General features: G+C 36.7%; 26 protein-coding genes. 8 read left to right on the plus strand and 18 right to left on the minus strand.

From position 1 onward, the window contains the following. Positions 1-60: 60 nt before the first annotated feature. The 5 genes from J7E63_RS03935 to J7E63_RS03955 all read right to left on the minus strand — a co-directional run bounded on the left by J7E63_RS03935 (position 61) and on the right by J7E63_RS03955 (position 4,821). A complete protein-coding gene (locus J7E63_RS03935; protein ID WP_168242646.1) occupies positions 61-948 on the minus strand; it encodes a transcriptional regulator CcpC in 888 nt (295 codons plus the stop codon). A gap of 33 nt (positions 949-981) precedes the next feature. Continuing rightward, on the minus strand, positions 982-2,493 hold the full coding sequence (locus tag J7E63_RS03940) for an MDR family MFS transporter (protein WP_215010338.1): 1,512 nt from the start codon (positions 2,491-2,493) through the stop codon (positions 982-984). A 55-nt stretch (positions 2,494-2,548) separates the two neighbouring features. Next, entirely contained in the window at positions 2,549-2,992 is a 444-nt protein-coding gene (gene cbpB, locus J7E63_RS03945) for a cyclic-di-AMP-binding protein CbpB (protein ID WP_214714783.1), read from the minus strand. A 151-nt stretch (positions 2,993-3,143) separates the two neighbouring features. Beyond that, positions 3,144-3,380, minus strand: coding sequence for a YkuJ family protein (locus J7E63_RS03950; protein WP_066252435.1), 237 nt, complete (start codon positions 3,378-3,380; stop codon positions 3,144-3,146). Between the two features lie 229 nt (positions 3,381-3,609). Next, positions 3,610-4,821 carry an EAL domain-containing protein gene (locus J7E63_RS03955; protein ID WP_215010339.1) on the minus strand — a complete coding sequence of 404 codons (1,212 nt, stop codon included), beginning with the start codon at positions 4,819-4,821 and terminating at the stop codon, positions 3,610-3,612. A gap of 138 nt (positions 4,822-4,959) precedes the next feature. Between J7E63_RS03955 and J7E63_RS03960 the strand changes: the two genes are divergently transcribed. The 5 genes from J7E63_RS03960 (at position 4,960) to J7E63_RS03980 (ending at position 9,238) form a co-directional block, all read left to right on the plus strand. Then, entirely contained in the window at positions 4,960-5,805 is an 846-nt protein-coding gene (locus J7E63_RS03960; protein WP_251033343.1) for a C39 family peptidase, read from the plus strand. Positions 5,806-5,969: 164 nt separating this feature from the next. Beyond that, positions 5,970-6,842 carry a metallophosphoesterase gene (locus J7E63_RS03965; protein WP_215010340.1) on the plus strand — a complete coding sequence of 291 codons (873 nt, stop codon included), beginning with the start codon at positions 5,970-5,972 and terminating at the stop codon, positions 6,840-6,842. Positions 6,843-7,065: 223 nt separating this feature from the next. Beyond that, positions 7,066-7,542, plus strand: a complete 477-nt coding sequence (locus J7E63_RS03970) for a YkyB family protein (RefSeq protein ID WP_215010341.1) — start codon at positions 7,066-7,068, stop codon at positions 7,540-7,542. 195 nt (positions 7,543-7,737) lie between these two features. Further along, entirely contained in the window at positions 7,738-7,938 is a 201-nt protein-coding gene (locus tag J7E63_RS03975; RefSeq protein ID WP_215010342.1) for a hypothetical protein, read from the plus strand. Between the two features lie 157 nt (positions 7,939-8,095). After that, positions 8,096-9,238 carry an aminotransferase A gene (locus tag J7E63_RS03980; RefSeq protein ID WP_215010343.1) on the plus strand — a complete coding sequence of 381 codons (1,143 nt, stop codon included), beginning with the start codon at positions 8,096-8,098 and terminating at the stop codon, positions 9,236-9,238. 58 nt (positions 9,239-9,296) lie between these two features. Here the strand turns inward: J7E63_RS03980 and J7E63_RS03985 are convergent, their stop codons facing one another. The 9 genes from J7E63_RS03985 to J7E63_RS04025 all read right to left on the minus strand — a co-directional run bounded on the left by J7E63_RS03985 (position 9,297) and on the right by J7E63_RS04025 (position 15,739). Further along, on the minus strand, positions 9,297-9,476 hold the full coding sequence (locus tag J7E63_RS03985; protein WP_168242639.1) for a hypothetical protein: 180 nt from the start codon (positions 9,474-9,476) through the stop codon (positions 9,297-9,299). 67 nt (positions 9,477-9,543) lie between these two features. Next, positions 9,544-10,422, minus strand: a complete 879-nt coding sequence (locus J7E63_RS03990) for an NAD(P)-dependent oxidoreductase (protein ID WP_215010344.1) — start codon at positions 10,420-10,422, stop codon at positions 9,544-9,546. A 175-nt stretch (positions 10,423-10,597) separates the two neighbouring features. Beyond that, entirely contained in the window at positions 10,598-11,071 is a 474-nt protein-coding gene (locus J7E63_RS03995; protein ID WP_215010345.1) for a hypothetical protein, read from the minus strand. Positions 11,072-11,162: 91 nt separating this feature from the next. Then, positions 11,163-11,948, minus strand: a complete 786-nt coding sequence (locus J7E63_RS04000; protein ID WP_215010346.1) for an SDR family oxidoreductase — start codon at positions 11,946-11,948, stop codon at positions 11,163-11,165. A 121-nt stretch (positions 11,949-12,069) separates the two neighbouring features. Then, positions 12,070-12,705 carry an FMN-dependent NADH-azoreductase gene (locus J7E63_RS04005; RefSeq protein WP_215010347.1) on the minus strand — a complete coding sequence of 212 codons (636 nt, stop codon included), beginning with the start codon at positions 12,703-12,705 and terminating at the stop codon, positions 12,070-12,072. 104 nt (positions 12,706-12,809) lie between these two features. Beyond that, positions 12,810-12,956 (minus strand): hypothetical protein, encoded by a 147-nt coding sequence (locus J7E63_RS04010; protein ID WP_215001663.1) that lies wholly within the window; start codon positions 12,954-12,956, stop codon positions 12,810-12,812. Positions 12,957-13,182: 226 nt separating this feature from the next. Then, the gene (gene ptsP, locus J7E63_RS04015; protein ID WP_215010348.1) at positions 13,183-14,895 is read right to left on the minus strand and encodes a phosphoenolpyruvate--protein phosphotransferase; all 1,713 of its coding nucleotides are present in this window, start codon (positions 14,893-14,895) and stop codon (positions 13,183-13,185) included. Beyond that, entirely contained in the window at positions 14,895-15,161 is a 267-nt protein-coding gene (locus tag J7E63_RS04020) for a phosphocarrier protein HPr (protein WP_088086214.1), read from the minus strand. The genes ptsP and J7E63_RS04020 overlap by 1 nt, the downstream gene beginning before the upstream one ends. Positions 15,162-15,544: 383 nt before the next feature. Continuing rightward, positions 15,545-15,739, minus strand: coding sequence for a hypothetical protein (locus J7E63_RS04025; RefSeq protein ID WP_214714687.1), 195 nt, complete (start codon positions 15,737-15,739; stop codon positions 15,545-15,547). Between the two features lie 248 nt (positions 15,740-15,987). On the opposite strand from J7E63_RS04025, the gene J7E63_RS04030 reads away from it, so the two are divergent. Continuing rightward, positions 15,988-16,176 carry a YkvS family protein gene (locus J7E63_RS04030; protein ID WP_066252404.1) on the plus strand — a complete coding sequence of 63 codons (189 nt, stop codon included), beginning with the start codon at positions 15,988-15,990 and terminating at the stop codon, positions 16,174-16,176. A gap of 54 nt (positions 16,177-16,230) precedes the next feature. On the opposite strand, the gene J7E63_RS29480 is transcribed toward J7E63_RS04030, so the two are convergent. Next, on the minus strand, positions 16,231-16,350 hold the full coding sequence (locus J7E63_RS29480) for a DUF6254 family protein (RefSeq protein WP_246869713.1): 120 nt from the start codon (positions 16,348-16,350) through the stop codon (positions 16,231-16,233). Between the two features lie 144 nt (positions 16,351-16,494). Here J7E63_RS29480 and J7E63_RS04035 point away from each other — a divergent pair, with 144 nt between their 5' ends. Beyond that, positions 16,495-17,106: a CPBP family intramembrane glutamic endopeptidase gene (locus J7E63_RS04035; RefSeq protein ID WP_215010349.1), complete on the plus strand. Its 612-nt coding sequence runs from the start codon at positions 16,495-16,497 to the stop codon at positions 17,104-17,106. Between the two features lie 32 nt (positions 17,107-17,138). On the opposite strand, the gene J7E63_RS04040 is transcribed toward J7E63_RS04035, so the two are convergent. Next, positions 17,139-18,188 carry a YkvI family membrane protein gene (locus J7E63_RS04040; RefSeq protein ID WP_215010350.1) on the minus strand — a complete coding sequence of 350 codons (1,050 nt, stop codon included), beginning with the start codon at positions 18,186-18,188 and terminating at the stop codon, positions 17,139-17,141. Positions 18,189-18,380: 192 nt separating this feature from the next. On the opposite strand from J7E63_RS04040, the gene J7E63_RS04045 reads away from it, so the two are divergent. After that, on the plus strand, positions 18,381-20,534 hold the full coding sequence (locus J7E63_RS04045) for an ATP-dependent Clp protease ATP-binding subunit (protein ID WP_215010351.1): 2,154 nt from the start codon (positions 18,381-18,383) through the stop codon (positions 20,532-20,534). 47 nt (positions 20,535-20,581) lie between these two features. Here the strand turns inward: J7E63_RS04045 and J7E63_RS04050 are convergent, their stop codons facing one another. Continuing rightward, positions 20,582-22,276 (minus strand): M3 family oligoendopeptidase, encoded by a 1,695-nt coding sequence (locus J7E63_RS04050; RefSeq protein ID WP_215010352.1) that lies wholly within the window; start codon positions 22,274-22,276, stop codon positions 20,582-20,584. Between the two features lie 103 nt (positions 22,277-22,379). Continuing rightward, entirely contained in the window at positions 22,380-22,820 is a 441-nt protein-coding gene (locus J7E63_RS04055; protein WP_215010353.1) for a MarR family winged helix-turn-helix transcriptional regulator, read from the minus strand. Positions 22,821-23,330: the final 510 nt, after the last annotated feature.

Raw genomic sequence — 23,330 nt, forward strand, 5'->3', positions numbered from 1 at the left:
ATGTATTCGTACTAAAAAATACTTTAACAAACAAAAGAAACGAAAACAAGAAAAACTACCCTAATCTCCTGAAGATTCAGCGATATGTTCCTTAATTAATTCTACAAAGGCTGAAACTTGCTTTAATTGAAAGGCCGATTCATAGCCCAGTAGCCATGTATCACGATTTAGAGGTTCATTATTCTCATTTAAAAGCGGTATTTTGAAAATTTCCTTTTCTGCTTTAGTTAATGTTATGGCGGGCAGGATGGCGTAGCCAATGCCATTGAAAGCCATCTGCTTGCATGTCTCAATTTGATCAACCACAACGGTCCTCTTGGGTGAAGTCTTAAAATTGCGCATCCACCAATCTTGAATTTCTTGGAAATAATTAGAATCACTTTTAAATTGAATGAAGGGGCGGTCCGTATTTAAAACTTGTTCCGGACTGGTAATTTCCCTGTCAACTAAATAAAGAGGATCGTTAAATAGATGAACCTTAATTCCTTTCCAATCAGGTGTACCACGGATAATCCCAATATGAACTTGATCGTCATATAAGCATTTTAAAATTTCGCTGCTCCATCCAGTTACTAATGAAATTTTGGCTTGAGGATATCTATCAATAAATTTCTTTAAAACCTGTGGAAGCCAGTTTTGGCCTACAATCGAAGCAACAGCAATCTTCAAAGTACCTGACACACCTGATTGAAGGGAATGAATAGTTTCACGCACCTTTTCTTGCTTAGTTAGTACTTCATTTGCAAATTGGATGACATGCTCACCTGAAGGGGTTAGAGCTAGACCTTTTTGCGAGCGAATAAATAATTTCGTTCCCCAATCTTTTTCGATTGTTTGCAATCGTTGCGAAAGGGCTGGCTGTGAAACAAACAGCCGTTCTGATGCCTTCCGCATATTCATCTCCTGGGCTAAAACGGATAATAATTGAAATTCTGATAATGAGGACAAGATTGTTCCCCTCCTTAAAAAAGCTCTGTGAAGTTACACAGAGCTTTCGTTCTTTTTCGGTATAAAAAATATTAACAGTAAACTTATGATTGCCAAGGCGAAGACAACATAATAAACAGAGTGAAGAGAAATGGTTAACCCATTCTGCAAGAAACTCCGGACTGATTCAGAGAGATTTTCTCGCTCAGCAGATTTTAAGAGTAGATTGACATCATCTACTGATAAGGAATGATCATTCTCGCTTAAATATTGACTCAACCTGTTATTAAGGATTCCCCCCAGTAATGCTGCACCAATTGTATTTCCAAGATTTCTCATAAACATATTAGATGCAGTTGCGATGCCTCTCTGTTCCCAACCAACCGTACTTTGAATCGAGACAATAAAGGCAGTGGATGTTAAGCCCATCCCTAATCCAACGAAAAAAGAACCCACTGCTGCCCATAAAGGCCCTGAGGAGGCTGACATCGTCAAGAAGGCAATGCTGCCAATGATTAACGAGACACCACCGATAATAGATGTTTTTCGATAACCCATCGTTATCAACAACCGTCCCGCAAGTGTGGATGCAATTGGCCACCCGATTGACATCGCTGTCAACGTAAAACCCGCAACAATGGGTGTCTGTTCCATAACACCTTGCACAAATGTAGGTAAAAAGCTCGAAATTCCAATTAACATGATTCCCGTAGAAAGCGAGGTAGTGTTTGCTATAAGAATAGAGCGTTCCTTCCAAATTGAAAATGGCATTACTGGCTCTCTAGCACGGGCTTCCTGAAATACAAACCCAAGTAATGTTACAGCGCTGAAAGCAAAAAAGCTTAGCGACTGCCAAGATCCCCATGCAAAGCGGCTCCCACCTTCTACAAGGATAAACATTAACGAAGAAATAGTCATCGTTAACAAAATAGCACCAAGATAATCTATTTCATGTTTTTTCCTTTGGACATTTTCATGTAAGAACAGCCATAGGCCTACTAAGGACAGAATCCCAAGCGGAATGTTTATCCAGAATACATAATGCCAACTTACATATTGGACAAGTAAACCGCCGACAGCAGGTCCAGTAATCGCCGAAACACCCCATACACTAGCTAGGTATCCCTGAATTTTAGCCCGTTCTTCTGCAGTATAGATATCGCCAACTATTGTTGTCGCAATCGGTGTGACAGCACCTGCTCCAAACCCTTGAATCAAACGAAAAATAATCAACATTTTCATTGATGTGGCGAATCCACAAAGAATGGATCCTAATAAAAAAATTAATATTCCAATCGTAAGAATTGGTTTTCGACCAAATAAGTCAGATAATTTACCATAAATAAGAACGGTTACAGAATTCATTAACAAGTACGCAGAAAATACCCAACTATATAGTGTAAAACCACCTAAATCAGCGACAATTGCTGGCATTGCGGTTGAAACAATCGTTGCTTCAATCGCCCCCATAAACATCGCTAACATTACGGCAGCTAGAACTAGTGGCTTTTTCGTTTGTCTGCTGTTGGACTTTTCTTTGGATATCTTCTCAGTAGAAGTACTCATATTCACACCTCAAACTTTAAAAAAATCAAGCCCCCTGCTTGGGGGCCTAAATACATCATTTTTCACTTTTTTTTATTATTTTATTTAATTGATTTAATAACGTACTTCTTGGCAAAATTCCTTCAAAGTATCCATCTTCAGTCTCAACACAAAGAAATGGTTGGTTAACAAGTAATTCAAGACATTTTTTTAAGGATGCAGTAATTTTAACTCGTGGAATAGAGCCTTTCATGACCTCTTCCACTCGTTTTTTCTCAAGTTGTTCAAATTCAATTCTTTCTAGTCCAAGGATAGAATCCATAATAATCGGGGTGCTAATTAACCCATGAAGCTTGTAATGAGGGTCTAAGACCGGTATAGCCGTATACCCGCTTTTTGTTAAAACTAATAAGGCATGTTCGAGATTATTACCTATTTGAACATGCGCTACCCGTTCGGAAGGGATCATTAATTCTTTTATTGTTAATTTTAAAAATTCACCGTTGGGAAGACTGATCATCGCCGAAAACTCCTCAAAAATTTGTTTTTCTACAGTTACATTCTACCATAGTATTCGGGAGTCTGTGCTAATTTTGGTCATGTATAATTAGAAACCTAAATATAACCTCCGCAGTTGTTGACACGAAAAATAAAGGAACCCTAAAGGTTCCTTATTGAATCAAATCAAAAATTTCAATTGTAATCATATCAACATTATCAAATTGATATCTTTTTGGTTTTTCCTTCTCATTATATACTTCTAATTCAAATGTCTCCGTTTTTGGATGAAATGTTACTTGACACTTTCTATCACCGTTTACCTCGAAATAGCGTTGTGCTGGCTCACCACTATTAGCTTGTTCCTGAAGATTTTTTAATCTTGTTAATATACCTTGAAGCTGTGACATATGCTCCGTCTCCTTTCAAACCCAAACAAACATCTACAATTATGTTTCTCATTTGGCATTTTTCTATCCGATTGGATTACTTTCATAATTTTCCAACCGCATAATTAATATGCCAATATTAAAAGAATAAAATAACGTTGTCCATTTGTCCAAGTAAAAATAAAAAAATAAGGAATTTTTTAATACACTTCCCTAAAAAGAAGCTAAAAGATAGCAAATTCAGTGCATTTTAAAGTAATTGGTCATGTTGGAATAAATATTGATAGGATATATCGATAAACAAATAATCTTCCCCATTCATTGGGAATGAAAAAGTACGAATCGTTTCCCCAGTATCAATATCACAATATAAATCAGATAAGATTCCTTTTCGTTCATTTCTCATTTTGATAATATTTTCTAAAAAGTAAGGACGCCAGCTCCAATTTTTTTGAATGTACTCGGATTGAGTGATCCAACCCTCTTTTTCTTTAAAGATATTGGCAGATTTCTGGAAGCCATCCTCATCACAAACATACATTCTAAAGGCAATCTGATCCAATTCTTTTATTAGTACTTGAAAAAGGTTTTGATAAGTTACATTTCTGTTCTTAATCACAATTTCTTGGACTTTGGCTTGAAAAAATTCTGCAGTGGTATAAACTGCTTCTAATTTCTTTTTTTCATATGAGATAAAGTCATGAAACTTCTCTTTTAAGCGATCCTTTAGGAAATCACGTTGAATGAACTCTGCTGCTGGCGGGTGTAAATAATAACCTTGATAATAACGACCGCCATTTTTCCATGCAAACTGCAGTTGGTAGCTCATCTCAATATTTTCAAACAAGAGTGTTGCACCTATTTTCCGCGCCAAAAGAGACAATGTAAACAAGACATCGTGATAATTTATACCAGTTGACGTCGATTTTAAGGCTTGTAGGTTAATTTTCAGTATATCTGGTTCAAGTTGTCCTATTCGTTCAAAATAGTTACTTTCACTGTCAATTCTTGCTATCGCTATTTTAATCCCATATGTTCGATAATATTGCAATAAGTGATCAAATTGGTCTAAATCCCCAGTATAATTTCGATCTGAAATTTCTAGAACAATTCGATTTAACATCAAGCCTTTTTTTTCAAACGCGAGGAGCTCCTGTAAAAAAGGTTCACCATGTCCATACATTAATAAATCAGCATTCCGATTCAGAAATATACTTACATCCTCATCAAGATTTAACGCTTTTTCAAGTGCCATTTTGACTAATAACAAATCCACTTCAAACTTATATTCATCAGGAATTTGATCATCCTGAAAAAAGGCCCCTAAACTGATGATTTTCCCTTCTGATTCATATCTCCCCAATACCTCATAGGCAATTACGCGTTGTTCATCGGCACTAATAATCGGTTGAAAATAGGGAAATACATTTTCAAGATCCGATAGTATTTCCAATGCATCCATCCAAGTACCTCCAAAATTTTTTCTCATTATACCATACGCAAAACGAAGGATTCTCGTTCTTTTCCAAAAGGATACCATTATAGTCGCTTATAAACAATCATATCCTATACCTACGCTGTTCTATAAGGAGGATAAGTTTTGAAAAAACTTTGCTTATTAGCCTCGATCCTTCCCATGTTGGGATGCAGCCACTTTAATGCTGATACACATTCCAGCACAGAAAGTAAACAGCCTCTTTCCACGATATCCGTGAAAGAGAATACTCAATCCAGATCATCTGTCAATTTTGAAAATAACCGATATACAATAAAAGAACTTAATCAACAAGTGATTTATGGAAAAAATGAAGCCAATAAAAGTGATTCGGTTAGTACTACTCCCAAAAAGAATTCTGCTATGCTAAATGTGGTATTAATTAAGCAAAACCCTGAACTTAGATACGGCTGTGAAGTCACAAGCCTTGCAATGGTGCTAAATTTTGCAGGCGTTAAAACAAGTAAAATGGATCTATACCGGTCTATCCGGAAGGATGTAGACCCGCTCATTAGATCTCCAAAGGGAGATATAGTACGTTGGGGAAACCCAGCAGATGGTTTTGTTGGGGATATGACAGGCAGAAGAGCAGGGTATGCAGTATTTGACCAACCGATGATTGCCCTAGTCAACCAAAAGCTCCCTGGAAGAGCCATTAATTTAACAAATATGCCATTTGAACGGGTCTTAGAGCATGTTTCTGCAGGATATCCAGTGGTTGTATGGACAACAGGGGATTACCGTCTTCCAGACCGTTGGGAGGGCTGGTATCACGGGAAACAATACATTAAAACCCCGCTTGATCTACATGCCGTCGTTTTAGTTGGGTATGACGCGAAATATGTCTATTTAAACGATCCACTTTCTGGAAAAAAACAAGTAAGAGTAGGTAAACAACAATTTATTTCTTCTTGGAAAGCATTAAAAAGCCGTGCCGTAAGCTATAAGTAGGAAAAGCAGCCGCATTGTTGGCTGCTTTTTATGCATGTTTTAATTTTTTTTGAATAAGAACATACCAAGGACCTTTTCACTTGCATTATCGAAAGTTTTTAAAGAAAATACAAAGGGACCCTTCTTTTTATAGAAGGTGAATAAAAGATAGGTTGGTTGAAAAAATGACTAAAAATCAGACGAGGAGAACCTTTCTAAAACGAACATTGGGTTCATTTCTTACCGTTCTCGGATTAAGTTCGGGAGGCTATCTTTATGCCAATCGAATTGAACCCTCATTACTCGATATTCAAGAACTTCAAATCAAACATCCACTAATCCCTAACAGCTTTGATGGAATAAAAATGATTCAATTTAGTGATACCCACCTTGGTTTTCAATATAATCTTCATCAATTTAATCAATTAGTTAAAAAAATTAATAGTCTTAAGCCAGACATTATTTTATTTACTGGAGATTTAATGGACGAGCCAAACCAATATACAGAAATTAATAAACTGATGCCTATTTTGAAGAAATTACAGGCTCCGCTTGGAAAATACTGCATTTTTGGTAATCATGATCATGGCGGCTATGGCTCTGATATTTACCGGAATATTATGGAAACAACTGATTTTTCCGTACTTTTGAATGATTCAGCACCAATTAAATTAAGTGATGGAAGCATAATCTATCTGCTTGGGATTGATGATGCGATGCTAGGGAATCCTAATTTACCTTTGACTTTAAAAAATGTGCCTAAAAATTCGTTTAAAATATTATTATCCCATGCACCCGACCTTGCAGAAACAGCTTCATTGTATCCAGTCCAATGGCAGCTAAGTGGTCATAGCCATGGAGGACAGATAAAAATCCCATTTTTGGGGGCTCTTGTGACTCCTCCCTTTGGAAAAATATACACAGAGGGTCTTTATTCAATCGGCAAGCATAATCCCCTCTCACTATATGTAAATAGAGGAATTGGAACAACACGTCTCCCCTTTCGCTTTATGTCAAAACCTGAATTAACCGTCTTTACCCTAAAATCAGAAAAGTGAAAACGAAAAAACCTTTCGAACATAATGATTATTAAAGTTTCTTTTTATTCTTTTTATAGTGTAGGATTAGGTTAACATCCTACACTCTCTTTTATTCGTAAGATTAGAAGAATTTTTATAATTTTCTTATCATAATAGCCAAAAAGACGCACTGTTTTATTCCTATTTCTTAAAAAAAGGGGTATAATATAAATGTTTTATATAACTGAAAGGAGAACATATTTTGAATTATGATCAAAAAGGCCCCCTAATAAATCTAAATCTAACCATCGAAAACCTCGCTCAAGCTATCTTTATTGTGAATCGCCATGCAAAAACGGCTACAAATCCCAAATTATTGTACAGATTGAAACAAGAAACATTAAAAAAATTGATTAAAGAAGGCAAGGCAAAAAAAGTTGGTCTTCATTTTTCTGGAAATCCGCGTAATAGTCAGCAGCAGTCAGATGTGCTTATTGAATGTGGAAGATACACATTTCATATTCCTCCAACTAAATCAGATTTTCTCGAACTACCTCATTTTGGGAAATTAGATGAACGGGTACGAAATCCAAAGGCAACACTCTCACTTAATTCAGCAAAAGCCTTACTTCAACTATATACCGGCATCTCAGAACTAGATCAACCCCCAAGCACTCATAAAAAGAGCAAAACTTACCAAAAACCTATTTTCAAAAAATTAGGAGAAAGATACTCCTAAAAAGAACTCAAAAAGCCAGCTCGAAGCTTGGCTTTTTTTGATTTATAAATCTGGATTACTTTTTTGCTAATGCTTCGTGATGATTTTGTGAACAATATCACTAGTATATAGACTGTTAATAAATGTGGATTTACAATACAGTTATAAGTCAAATAGTCTTAAGTTGAATATAATTTCAAAAGAGGTGCTTGACCAATGAAAGGAACAGCGATTCTTTTTCAGGAACAAAATGTTACATTTATTGAAGATGTTGATCATTCTATTTATGAAGAAATTAAAGAGCAATGTGGCTGCGAGCAATGTAATTGCAAGCTCGAAAATAGAATAGTTAATTTTGGTTTTGTGTCACCCGTTTTTTGGCACGAGGACGAAGTTGACTGCGACTATGGTTATTAAAACACTTTCATTTGAATTACACTCCCCTTTCCCCAAAAAACGATCTGAGAAAAACTCAGATCGTTTTTTATTTCTACATAGTGGTAACTTTAGCTAAAAATAGTCTATAATCATTATATTCATAACAGATTAATACCAGTCGGAAGGATGGACAATAGTGGAGCATTTAATTAATCAACGAGTAAAAGACATAGAAATCTCAGGAATTAGAAAGTTTTTTAATATGGTTGCGCATGTTGATGACCTGATTTCATTTACAATTGGACAACCTGACTTCCCGACCCCTGAACATGTAAAAAAAGCAGGTATTGAAGCAATTGAACAGAACTTTACTTCCTATACCCATAATGCAGGGACGATTGAATTAAGGGAAGCTGCGTGCAATTTTGTAGAAAAAAAATATGGCTTGCATTATAAGCCTGAATCAGAAGTGATTGTTACTGCAGGGGCAAGTGAGGCAATTGATATTGCTTTTCGGTCTATTTTAATAGAAGGTTCCGAGGTCATATTACCTGGTCCAATTTATCCAGGCTATGAACCAATTATTCGAATGATGGGGGCAACTCCAGTGCATGTCGATATTCGGCGAAACCAGTTTCGCTTTACATTAGAAATGATCAAACCATTTATTACCGAGAAAACTCGCTGCATTGTACTCCCGTACCCTTCGAACCCGACTGGAGTCAGTCTCTCAGAGTCAGAGCTAAGAGAAATAGCAGAATATCTTAAGAATAAAGATATCTTTATCCTTGCAGATGAAATATACAGCGAACTTACTTATGATCAGCCACATCAATCGATTGCAACATTTCTAAAAGAACAAACCATCGTAATAAATGGGTTATCCAAGTCCCACTCAATGACAGGATGGAGAATTGGCTTTTTATTTGCACCTGAAGGTATCACCAAACATATTTTAAAAGTCCATCAATATAATATTTCTTGTGCCACTTCGATTGCGCAAAAGGCAGCTTTGGCGGCTGTTACAACAGGTATTGATGATGCGCTTGTGATGAAAAAGGAATATTTAAAAAGAAGGGATTATGTTTTCAAGCGATTATCTGCTATGGGACTTGATGCCGTCAAACCGGACGGAGCGTTTTATTTCTTTGTGAAAATTCCTGATACCATCGCATTAAGCAGCTTTGACTTTGCCCTTAAGCTTGTTCAAGAAACAAAAGTGGCCGTCGTACCAGGCAGTGCTTTTTCTGAATATGGAGAAGGCTATTTCCGGTTATCGTTTGCTTGTTCTATGGAATTATTAGAACTTGGCCTAAATCGGCTGGAACAATATTTATGAAATTGGAAATAAACGAATTTTACCCTCACATTTAATGTGAGGGTATTAATTTTAAAAATTATTGGCCTTTATATTTCCCATTGTTTTTAGGAGCCTTTTCTTTTTTAGCCTTTTCTTTATGTGCTTGATTTGCTGCAGCTGATCCGAATTCATTGGCGAATTCTTCGTTCGCTACTGCAGAATCAAACCCCTTTTTGTTTTTTTGTTTTGCGTCGTTCTTTTTTGTCCGTTTAGCCATTAACAATTCCTCCTAATTCAAGGTTTCTCTTATAGTTTCAAGAAGATAGGAGGAATTTATTCAACTATTAGTTCTTCCAATATTTATACAGAGCATGTGTGCCGCTATTTTCTTCTCCCATTTCGGCTAATTGGTCGTATAAAGATTTAGCTAATGAGAGACCTGGTACTTCCATTCCCATTCGATCAGCTTCATCTATCGCTATTTTCATATCCTTTATAAAATGCTTTATGTAAAAACCAGGTTCAAAATTTCCGGCTAACATTCTTGGTGCAAGATTGCTAAGAGACCAGCTTCCAGCAGCTCCCGTTGTAATACTTTTCAGGACATTTTCTGGATCCAGCCCAGCTTTTTCAGCATATATAATTGCTTCACAAACACCTATCATATTAGAAGCAATTGCAATTTGATTGCACATTTTTGTATGCTGGCCAGCACCTGGTTTGCCTTGGTAGACCACGTTAGTTCCAAGCAACTCCAATATAGGACGAACCTCTTCAAACGCTTCACTTTCACCGCCAGCCATGATGGAGAGCTTAGCTTCCTTTGCACCTACATCTCCACCAGAAACAGGTGCATCAATCGCCTGAATTCCTTTACTTTTAGCCTGTTCATAAATTTTAATGGCCAGTGACGGAGAAGAGGTTGTCATATCGATAAGATAGCTTCCAGATGTCCCATTGTGAATTAAGCCATTTTCGCCGAAATATATTTCCTCCACATCGGTTGGATAGCCGACCATTGTGAAAGTTATAGATGCTTTTTCAGCTACCTCTTTCGGCGTTGCGACCCAGTCTGCGCCTTTATCTAATAGGTCTTGTGCCTTTTCCTTTGTCCTTGAATAAACAACTGCAGAGTAGCCCGCCTTTAATAAATGTCCTGCCATACTTTTTCCCATTACACCTGTGCCAATAAATCCAATTACCGTATTTTCTGGAGTAAGCAAAATAATCTTCCCTCTCTTTGGAATTTTCCTTATATATTTTAGCATTAAAATTTTGTTTGATAAAAAATTATGCATAAAAAAACCGGAACGTCCCAGTCGCTCCGGTCTTCGTGCTCCATCTCCAAAGTTATGCACAAATATATTTTGTCCTTTCAACCGAGAACATAATCACTTTTTATAACTCTGAAGAAAAATTTGTTAAATAGGCACGACCGAATACTTCTTGATTATTAAATACTTCAATCGAAACAGCATTATCCTTTTCAATCATGTTTTTAAGGTCAAGAATATGTAAATCTTCTCTTAGGGGCAACGGATCCATAAAAATATATTTCTCACCTTTTCCTTTTACTTCTAAATATTCACCGTTCAACACTTGATCTTCTCCGTATACTATTTCTCGTTTACCGATTGCGGCAGCTAATTTGTCATCGTGAATAGTAACTTTCACTTTATATAATTGTTGCCCTGCTAATATTTCATTGTTAATTCGAAAACGGAATTGAAGTTCATTATTTTTTGTTAACAAGGCATCGGCATAGCGGTTTACAATTAATTCATTGGAAAAAAGCAAACTACAGCCACTTAGCAGAGAATAACTGCATACTATTATGATCAATACAGTAATGAATCGAATATTTTTCAGCATCTTAAACACTCCCTTAATATTTTTACCATAGCCAAAATACATCGGTAATAAACGTAAAGAAAGGTTAATATAGGAAAAAATAATTGGGTTATTATATCGCTTTGATCATCCCTCCATCTACTAAAAATGAGCTGCCTGTCATATAGGAATTAGCATCAGATAATAGGAAAGCTGCAACATTTGCAAATTCCTCTGGTGTTCCGTATCTCTTTAATGGAATTTCTTCCTTTACTTGAAATGCCATAGTTTCCCGATTGATTCCAAGTTTATCTGCATTTACTTGATCTAAATGATTGACGCGGTCAGTTGCTATCCGGCCAGGAGCAATGGTATTAATAAGAATATTATATTGAGCCAGTTCTGAAGCAAGAGTTTTTGCTAGTCCAATTATTCCCGTCCGAAAGGTATTCGAGAGTATTAAGCCTGGAATTGGTTCTTTAATCGAAGTAGAGGCGATGTTCAAAATTTTCCCGCCCTGCTCTTTTAAATAGGGCAATGAAGCCCGGATCATTCGAACATATGATAATAAATTCAATTCAAAGGACTTCTGCCATTCCTCATCTGTTAACTCCTCAAACGCCCCTGCAGGAGGGCCTCCAGCATTATTAACTAGTATATCAATTCTTTGAAACGATTCTGCTGTTACTTTTACCAGCTGATTAATGTCATTTACATTAGTTATATCAGTTTTTTGGTAGGCTACTTTTCCCATACCAAGAGATTCAAGCTGACTTGCTTTTTGTTTCAGCTTTTCCTCTTCCCGGCCAGAAATCATAACATTTGCTCCCTCTCTTACTAATCGTTCAGCTATTGCAAACCCTAAGCCCTGGCTGGAAGCAACCACCAAAGCTGTTTTACTAGTTAAATTCAACTCCATTTTTTACAATTCCTCCTTCACAAATATATTCTTAGTATACAGGATAAATTGAGGAAATACTTGCCAAAAAATCATACAAAAAGAGACAGATTTAATCTGCCTCTGTACCTATATTAAGTTTTTAGAATGTATGTGCCAAATCCCTTGCACGTGCAATCGCATTTTCTTTTATTTCTTCAGCCTTGTCAGGCATTGCATTATGGCCTTCCACAAACAACCCCTCTAGGGATGGAACTCCAAAGAAACTCATCATCACACTGATATATCGGTGTCCCATTTCCATCTGTACTGCAGGCCCCTCTGAGTAAAATCCACCTCGGGCCTGAATATGCAATGCTTTTTTATCCGTTAAAAGACCTATTGGGCCCTGTTCCGTATATTTAAATGTCTTTCCCGCAACTGCTACAGAATCAAGATATGCTTTCATAATTGGTGGAAATGAGAAATTCCATAAAGGCGTGACAAACACATATTTATCCGCACTAACAAACTGCTCACTTAACTCGTTAAGCCGGCCAACCTTTTGCTTTTCCTCCGCTGTTAATTCATCAAAGCTTTGACCAGAACGAAGTTTTCCCCAGCCGCTAAACACATCTGCATCAATGTGAGGTATATGTTCTTTATACAAATCTAGATGAATTACCTCATCGCTGGAATTGATTTGTTTATAGCTATCAATAAATTCCTTACCTACCGCCATACTATAGGACTGTGTTTCATTGTGAGGATGTGCCGTGATATACAAAACACGTACCATTTAAGCTCCACCTTTCTTTTGAATAAAGACAATAATATTATTAGTTAAAATAAGAGAAAATAATCAAAAAGGATTTGCCCGAAGACAAATCCTTTTCATGTCATTTATTCATTTGTATCAAGAGAGTAAGGGTTGTGACCAATGTTAATTCTCATTTCATCAGTCAACTGGAATGGTTCATTAACCAAAGCCTCATTGGTTGCTTGACCTAGTAGTGAGCTTCCATCAAAATGTACAGGTTTTTGTTCCATACTTCCATTCACCTCCACCATTTCAAATTTACCATGTCCAATAAAATACTTGCCTATTCCTGTCCATCTATCACCCTAAAGTACCGGCCGAAAAATAGGTACTATGTATCACTTATTATACTCAAAAATCCATAATAAAAAAGGCAATACTGTGAAAAATCAAAAAATAAATGAACGACAGAAAAAGACCGGCTAATCATCAGCCGGTCTTTTTTGAGTATTGTGTTTACTTTGTGGCGCCATTTACTGCTTCAATAACCTGAGCGGTTGTTTGCATATTTAAAACTTGTTGAGCAAGCTTCTCCATATCAGATTTTTTCAAATTCCTGATTTGTGAGCGAGCTTTTAATATTGAAGTTGCACTCATTGAGAATTCATCAAGCCCAAGACCTAAAAGAACCGGAATGGCCGTTTCATCTCCTGCCATTTCCCCACACATACCTGTCCATTTTCCTTCTGCATGTGCTGCATCAATAACCATTTTTACTAATCGTAAAATGGATGGGCTATAGGGCTGATATAGGTATGAAACACGTTGGTTCATGCGGTCTGCAGCCATCGTATATTGAATCAAATCATTAGTTCCAATACTAAAGAAGTCTACTTCTTTTGCAAATTGATCAGCTAAGATAGCAGTTGAAGGAATTTCGACCATTATTCCAAGTTCAATTTCATCGGAAACCTTTTGACCTTCAGTAAGAAGCTTTTGCTTTTCATCTTCTAGAATCGTTTTTGCCGCACGGAATTCATCCAGGGTTGCAATCATCGGGAACATGATTTTTAAATTTCCATAGGTACTTGCCCGTAACAAGGCTCTAAGCTGGGTGCGGAATATATCCTGCTCTTCCAAGCATAATCGAATTGCACGGAAGCCTAAGAATGGATTCATTTCCTTTGGTAAGTCCAAATATGGCAGTTCTTTATCCCCGCCAATATCCAAGGTACGAACTACAACAGGTTTTCCTTTTAATCCTTCTAAAACGGCTTTATAGGACTCAAACTGTTCTTCCTCAGTTGGAAGCTGATCTCTTCCCATATATAGGAACTCGGTTCTGTAAAGACCAACACCTTCCCCGCCATTTTCAATTACTCCCTTTAAATCCTTGGGAGTACCAATATTGGCGACCAATTCTACATGATGATCATCATTCGTTACCGTTGGTTCGTTAACAAGCTTGGCCCATTCAGCTTTTTGTACTTCATACTCATCATGAACTTTACGGTATTGTTCAACAAGTTCTGGAGTAGGATTTATAAGTACTTCACCTTTTAAACCGTCTACAATAACTAGATCCCCATTATTGATTTCCTCAGTAGCTGTTTTTGTTCCAACTACTGCTGGAATTTCCATAGAGCGAGCCATAATTGCTGAATGTGAGGTACGTCCACCAATATTTGTTGTAAATCCTAAGACATATTGTCTGTTTAATTGTGCTGTATCTGAAGGTGTTAAGTCCTCTGCAACAATGATAACTTCCTCAGCAATCATGCTTGGATTAACTAGTTGAACACTTAATAAATGGGCTAATACACGTTTCGTTACATCACGAATATCTGCTGCACGTTCTTTCATATATTCATTATCCATTTGTTCAAACATCATAATGAACATATCTGCCGTTTCCTTTAAAGCAGATTCAGCATTCACTTTATCAGACTGAATTTTTTCTTCGATAGGTGTATTTAATTCAGGATCACTTAGGACAAGTAAATGTGCTTCAAAAATTGCTGCTTTATCCGCACCCAAGTCAACTTTGGCACGGTCACGAATTGCTTCGAGTTCTGCTTTAGATTTTTCCATTGCCTGTCGAAAACGGTCAACCTCTGCAGCAGCATCGTCAATTGTTTTTTGTTCAAAAGATAAATCTGGTTCAACAAGACGGTATGCCTTCGCAATTGCGATACCGTTTGATGCTGCAATCCCCTGTAAAAAAGTCATTATTCAGCCAATCCTTCTTTTTTCAATGTCTCTTCAAGGCTATTTAAAGCATCGTTTGCATCGTTTCCTTCTGCTGAAATCGTAATATCTGCACCTTGGCCAACACCTAGAGACATAACACCCATAATTGATTTTAAATTAACTTTTTTACCTTTATATTCTAAATGAATCTCAGAATCAAATCGGCTAGCCGTTTGTACTAATAAAGTTGCTGGTCTTGCATGTATCCCTGTTTCTGCGATTACCTTAAATTGCTTTTCTGACATGATCATCAAACTCCTTTAATATATAGATAAATATAAACTTGCTTCATTAAAAATAAACATTTCTCATCATTTAGTCAACTAAATCATTAATTGGCTAAAGAGTTAAATTCAAATCTTTTTCGCTTATTTTTTCCAAAAGGAAAACAAATATGTAATGAATTTACACTCTCATGATAATGTTTTTTGTGTATTCAATTGATAGAATAGCACTTTCCACTTTATCAAACAACTGAAAAATCAATTTTATATCATTTGTCACAATTCTGTCAAAAACATTCATAAACTATCATATTCCCCCCAAAAAAAACAATAAAATCTGTTACCTTCGACAGCTTTTGATTATTTCAACATTCCTAATGGAGAGTTCCTGGTAATAATAGCGATTAGCTTCTTGGTTCTTTTAGATATTGATACAAAACATCGCCTCCCCTCTGACCAATTCCGCGGAAATGCTTAAAATCTTTTCTTTTTACAAGTACCTGACGAAATTCCATGAAATCATCATTTGTTACAAAATACTCTGAAAGTTCACCAGTCATTAGTCGATCCAGGATTTCAGTGATCATTTCTTCCTTCATACTGTTGCACCACCTTTACCTGTTTATATTAACGTATATGACTTTTATTAAGCCAATTTTCGAAACTTACGATAACTTTTGAAAGCGTTTCCGATTCTTTTATGGCCTTTTTTCTCATATAATTAAAATGTTTATAAAGAATTAACATAATTGTCAAATAAAAGCCTTTACGAAATGAATAAAGTAGTGCAAACTGTTATTTAACTGGATTTTATTATAGTTTTTTGAGGTAAAGGAGAGAGACTAAAATGAGAAAAGCAGAAGTAGGAAATATCATAGAATTCCGCGGTGGTCTAAAGGGGATTGTTGAAAAGGTAAATGAAAATTCTGTCATAGTCGACCTAACATTTATGGACAATTATCGTGATTTAGAATTGGATCAACGAACAGTTGTTAATCACAAAAACTATAAGGTTGTAAAAGAAAGCGCTTATTAATTAATAGAATTATAGAAAAGGCAGTCTAACCATGGCTGCCTTTTTTTTAAACCGTTATTCGCCTTTTCCAGCTTCCTTTGATAACTGCTTTAAACTTTTGACTTTCCCATGAGGATTTTGATCTTGTTTCCTAACTGTCCATTCTCGTTCTTGTTCACTCTTTGATTTGCTCATCCCTTTCACTCCCTTCTTTATTATTTTTTTCTTTTCTTGGTGTTCTAACCAATATAAATGGGGAATGGGGTGATGTAATGATTTCCATTTGAAAAACTAATTTGGTAAAATAAATTTTATTGTTTCGAAAAGGAGATCGCGATAATGAAAAAATTCTTCCAAGACCCTCGCATACTTATTGGTTTTATTATTGCTCACGTTCTTTTATTTTTTTCATTTCATGATAGAGCGATCTTTTGGTATATATTTTCAGGATCAGTTCTGGTACTCATCGCATACTCAACCTTTCAAGAGGAGGTGGATGATGAAGTATCATTTATTCAATTTATCCTACTAGGATCAATATCAGGTTTCTTATTATATTTTGTTTTTCGGGCTGGTATATGGGGAATCGAGATACTTCAGCTGCCAATTGATACAAGCATTAAAAATCTCTATAATTGGTATGCCCCATCCTTTTTTTGGCAGTACCTTGCACTTGTTTTAGTTGCGGCACCTGGCGAAGAACTTTTCTGGCGTGGATTTATCCAAAAAAGACTCTCGAAATACTTAAATCCGGTTGTAAGTATTTTGTCTGCATCAATTCTGTACGCTTCCGTCCATATTTATTCGGGCTCATTTTTATTAGTTCTCGCTGCCTTTATTTCTGGTTTTGTGTGGGGCTATCTTTATTTTTTAAAAAAGAGTATGCCTTTGGTTATTGTTTCTCATATCATTTTTGACCTTTTGATTTTTATTATTTTGCCTTTTAATTAGAAAAGCAGAGTGTCTAATGGACACCTGCTTTTCTATTTTCTTATACTTGGTGTAAATGGTTTCATCCATAGTAAAATAAAAAAAATCATGCAGATGTAACCAAACAATGGATACAAATAGGATAGCAACGTACCGTAATTCACAAGACTAATCAGGTAGGAAACAATAAAAATAAGCGTAACCGACACCATTGTCGGAATGGGCAAATATTGCTTCAATTGTCGGTCCAGTCCAAAGACATTTCCAATCACAGAAGTAAAAATCTCTCCATAAATAACGAGAACAAAAATCCAATAAAAAAAAGGGGCTAAGTTTTTCATAACAATTGCCATTGGAATATTATACTGTTCCAAATTAGGAAGCATGATTAAAGTGAAATGACCAGCAATCAATATCACTGTTAAAGCAGCACCCCCAAGAATCCCTCCCCATTTGATTATCCAATCATCCTTTACCTCTGTTGCAATCGGTACTAAAACGGCTTGTGCTAGCCCCAGATTCAATGCCACATATGAAAATGGTGCAATCACACTTTTCCAGCCATCATCGGAATGAGGAATAAATAATAATTGATTGAGGAAGTTGGGCATTTGAATGGAATAGAACATTAAAATTATGCTGAATGTGATCATTACCGGAACAACAAACGTGTTGACAGCAAAAAGACCTTTTGTTCCAACTAGCATGACTAAAAAGGATAAAAAAATTGTCAGGAAAACACCGACTGCTTTGGGTAGATTTAACTGTTCCTCAAAAATAGCCCCAGCCCCTGAAAGCATCACAGCACTAACACCAAGAAGCATAAATAGCATAAAGACGTTAATGACACGACCAGGCCATTTGCCAAACAAATACTCATTAAACTCTTGATAAGATTTTGCATCTATAAGTGCAGCCATTCTCATTAATTTTGAACCCAATGAAATAAAGAGATATCCGCTCATCAATATACTTATTAAGCCAAAGAAACCAAACCGTGAAAAAAATTCAACGATTTCTTTTCCCGTGGCGAATCCAGCGCCTACTACAGTGCCTACATAGACCGCCGCAATCTGAAATGCTTGAGTCCAATCCCTTTTCACATCATCTCCTCCTTATCATCAATATATGATGCTAAGGACAAACAAAGACGAGCTTTTTTCCTGAAATAGCAAGCATTACCAAAAACAAATTTCTTGAAAGTCAAAAAAGGTCAGAGTATACTATCGTCATAAGGTCAAATATAGTCAAAGTCAAAGTGAAAATATGAATCTTTACGAGGAGGTAATTTGCTTATGCTTTGTCAACAATGTAATGAGAACCATGCAAACATCCAATTAAATATGATTATTAACGGACAACGTAAGGAAATCAAACTCTGTCACGAATGCTATACAAAAGAAAAGCAAACTTTAGGTGCAAGTTTTGGTCCAAAGATGAATTCTTATCCAAGCTTCCCATTTGAAAATCTGTTCATGAATAACGCTTCTCATGAAAAGGATGATAGCATTCAACCTACACAACAAACAGGAAGAAAAACCGGAAAAGGTGGCTTTATTGACCAATTCGGACGTAATTTAACCCAAATGGCAAAAGCGGGGTTGATAGATCCTGTCATCGGCCGCGATGGAGAAGTAAAGCGTGTCATTGAAATACTAAACAGACGAAATAAGAATAATCCGGTATTAATTGGTGAACCAGGGGTCGGGAAGACTGCAATTGCTGAAGGACTTGCCCAGAAAATTGCTGAAGGAGATGTCCCAGGTAAGTTACGAGGTAAAGAGGTATATTTGCTTGACGTTGCTTCCCTTGTTGCAAATACAGGAATCCGTGGCCAATTTGAGGAAAGAATGAAGCAAGTCATTTCCGAATTACAGGACCGGAAAAATATTATCCTTTTCATCGATGAGATTCATCTGCTAGTAGGTGCTGGCTCTGCTGAAGGCTCTATGGATGCCGGCAACATTTTAAAGCCAGCCCTTGCTCGTGGAGAACTTCAGGTGGTTGGTGCAACCACATTAAAAGAATATCGCCAAATCGAAAAAGATTCTGCTCTGGAACGGCGCTTCCAACCAGTTCATGTACTTGAACCGACTGCAGAAGCTGCGATTGATATATTAAAAGGGATACAAAAGAAGTATGAGGATTATCATGAAGTCGTCTATTCTGATGAAGTAATCCTTGCCTGTGTTCAATTGTCTCAGCGCTATATTCAAGACCGCTTTTTACCAGACAAAGCCATCGATTTGCTTGATGAAGCTGGTTCGAAATTAAACCTAGTTTCGGATTATAAGAGCAATGAACAAATTGAAATACGTTTAAAAGAGATTGTTGCTGAGAAGGAAGAAGCACTTAAAAATGAGCAGTATGAAAAGGCCGCATCCCTTCGCGATGAAGAAACAAACCTTGAAAAGTCTTTACATTTAATATCAAGCTCTGAAAGACCCATCGTTGATGTAGGGCTTATTCAAGAAATCATCGAACAAAAAACAGGGATACCTGTTGGAAAGCTCCAACAAGATGAGCAGCTAAAAATGAAAGCATTAGAAGAAAATCTTAACCAAAAGGTTATTGGCCAGGAAAAGGCTGTAAATAAAGTTTCTAAAGCGATTAGACGTAGTCGAGCCGGCTTAAAATCAAAGCATCGCCCAATTGGTTCCTTTTTATTTGTTGGACCAACCGGAGTGGGAAAAACAGAGTTAACCAAAACGCTTGCTGAGGAATTATTTGGTTCTAAGGATTCGATGATCCGCCTTGATATGAGCGAATACATGGAAAAACACAGCGTCTCTAAATTAATCGGCTCACCTCCTGGTTATGTAGGTCATGAAGAGGCCGGACAGCTAACCGAAAAAGTGAGGAGAAATCCATATAGCATTATTTTATTAGATGAAATTGAAAAGGCACATCCAGATGTCCAGCATCTGTTCCTGCAAATTCTTGAAGATGGCCGACTCACAGACAGTCAAGGAAGAATTGTCAGCTTTAAGGATACTGTTATCATTATGACAAGCAATGCTGGTGTGGGCCACAAGACAGTTCATGTTGGATTTGGTACAACAGAGGCAATCGAAGAAGCAAGTATACTTGACTCGTTAGGCGGCTTCTTTAAGCCAGAATTCTTGAATCGTTTCGATAGTATCATTGAATTCAATTCACTGGGTAAAGAGCATATCCTCTATATTGTCGATTTAATGATTAGTGAATTACAAGAAACACTTACTGAGCAAAAGATTGAATTAACCATTACAACAGAAGCAAAAGAAAAACTAGCTATGCTTGGGTACCACCCCGCATTTGGGGCACGCCCGCTCCGCCGCGTAATCCAAGAAGAACTTGAAGATAAAATTGCTGATTTTATCTTAGAGGAACCAGATATTAAAAAATTATCTGCCGTTGTTGAAGAAAATCAACTCAAAGTAGTTTCAAAAATAATTTCTCTTAAATAGGTCAAAAGCGAAGCCATTTCTTGAACGGCTTCGCTTTTTTCATTTAACTATAGATTTTTATCATCCACAGATTTTAACCAATTATCAATTACACCCACAACTGACTCTACACAACCAACTTCAAAAGGAGAGATTAGATTTGCTTCCTCAACTAACTTTGTGAATGACATACTCCCGCCTAGCTTACAAAGCTTCACATAATCTGCCCAAGCTTCGTCTTGATTCTCTCTTGAACGCTTCCAGAATTGGAAAGCACAAATTTGGGCGAGCGTATAATCAATATAGTAAAATGGCGAATTATAGATATGCCCTTGGCGCTGCCAGAAGCCGCCATTCTCTAGGTATTCATTTCCGTCATAATCTTTATGCGGCAAATATTTTTTCTCAATCTCACGCCACTGGAGCTTACGCTCTTTTGGAGTAGCTTCTGGGTTTTCATAGACCCAATGTTGAAATTCATCAACCGAAACCCCATATGGCAAGAATAATAGGGCATCACTTAAATGTGAAAACTTGTATTTATCGGTGTCTTCCTTAAAGAACAAATCCATCCACGGCCATGTGAAAAATTCCATACTCATCGAATGAATTTCACATGCTTCATATGTTGGCCATGCGTATTCGGGAATCTCAAAATGACGGCTTGAATACACTTGGAAAGCATGACCTGCCTCATGTGTCAGGACATCAATATCCCCGGACGTTCCGTTGAAATTAGAAAAAATGAAAGGTGCTTTATAATTCTCTATAAACGTACAGTAGCCTCCGCCGGCTTTACCCTTCTTGGCAACAAGATCCATCAAATGATTATCTTGCATATAGCGAAAAAATGCCCCCGTATCTTCTGAAAGATCTTCATACATTTTTTGTCCATTTTCTATGATCCATTCCGGAGTACCTTTTGGAGTGGCATTACCAGTTTGAAAATTAAAGCTTTCATCATAGTACTTTAATTTATCCAGTCCGATTCTTTCTTGTTGACGTACTTTTAATTTTGTCGCAATCGGAACAATGAAATCCTGTACTTGACTACGGAAATTGGCGACCATCTCAGCATTATAATCTGTTCTCATCATTCTGTAATAACCAAGTTCAACAAAGTTATTAAATCCAAGTGATTCGGCAATTTCTGTCCTTACTTTCACCAGATCATCATAAATCCGATCAAACTCTGCTTCATGTTCAACCATAAAACCAAATTTCGCTTCATTGGCCCGTTTTCTCATTTTTCTGTCAGTCGACTGCGCGAATGGTTCTAATTGTGCTAATGTTCTCTCTTCCCCTTCGAATTCTATCTTTGCCGAAGCCATTAGCTTCGTATATTCCGTTGATAGGCGATTTTCCTTCTGAAGTAAGGGCACAATTTCAGGTTTAAATGTTTTAAGTTGTCCTTCAGCCAGGGCAAATAGCTGCTTTCCCCATTTCTCTTCTAATTCAGGACGGAACTTAGAATTTACTAGCACTTGATAATACTTAGTTACTAACCCTTCAACTTCAGGCTGGATTTCATCCATAAAATCTTGTTCATCCTTATAAAACTCATCATTTGTATCAATAGAATGACGAATATAACAAAGGTTGAACATCGTACCTAGATCATTTCTTAGCTTATTAATCTCATTCATGACCCTGCTTTGCTCTTCAACTGATTCTGCATTTTTTAGGCTCTCAAGTGCCAAATTAAATTTTTCTGTTACCTCTTCTAGATTCGGACGTATGTATGTGTAGTTCTCAAACCCCATTGAACCATCCCCTTTTTAAACTTTGCTAATATTCCAATCTATTTTATTATATACTAACCGCTAACATTCCTAACAACAAAAAAAATACGACCAAATGGCCGTATTAGAACTTCCCTGCAGGCAAACCTAGTTTTTTCAACAAGTCAATTGCTTCAAGTTTTTCAATTTCAGTCAGTGTTGACATGAGTTTATCAATTTGTTCTGCATGTTCAGGAAAAATATCCTGAATAAACTTTTTCCCATCTTCAGTTATTTGTGCATGAGTGACTCGTCGGTCCTTCGGACAGGCAATTCTTTTTAACATCCCTTTTTGTTCAAGTTTGTCGACCACGTAAGTAATGCTTCCGCTTGCAAGTAATATTTTCCCGCCTATTTGCTGCATTGGCTGGTCACCTTTATGGTAAAGGAGCTCCAAAACTGCAAATTCAGTTGGATTTAAACCACTAGCTTGGATTACTTTATTCACATGCTCGTTTATTGCTTTATACGCTCTTGAAAGAACTATAAAAAGCTTTAATGAATTAGTAGTTGAATTATTTTCCATAAAAAACTCATCCTTTAGGTTTATAAAATTAGACCTACTTTGAGGTATCTATATGAATAAAATATCTTGATTTCAAGATTATTATAAAAAATTTTTTAAGAAATGTCAATTCACCCTAAAAAATCAGGAATATTTCGTATACAAGGGAAATAGATGCATGATAGGAATTTTTTTATTAAATGGCTTTGTTAAAGGTCATTGCTGGTTTAAAGCCTACGTTGATTGGAGCGGAAGGCGCGAAGACTCCTGCGGGAGGACGGGGCAGGGGAGACCCCGCAGGCGCTTAGCGCCGAGTTATCATGAACGAAACTAGCTCCTTACTCGTAAATTCGTAGGTTAATTTGGTAAGAATGTTTAATGTTGAAAAACAAAAAATCAAATTAGAGCTACATTACGAAAGGAGCTAGTCATTATGCAGGATGCCATAAAATTTGTAGGTTTAGACGTATCAAAGGAAAAAATTGCTGTAGCTATTGCTGAAGAGGGCCGCGGAGAGCCTAGATACTTTGG

Source organism: Bacillus sp. ISL-75, from assembly GCF_018613095.1.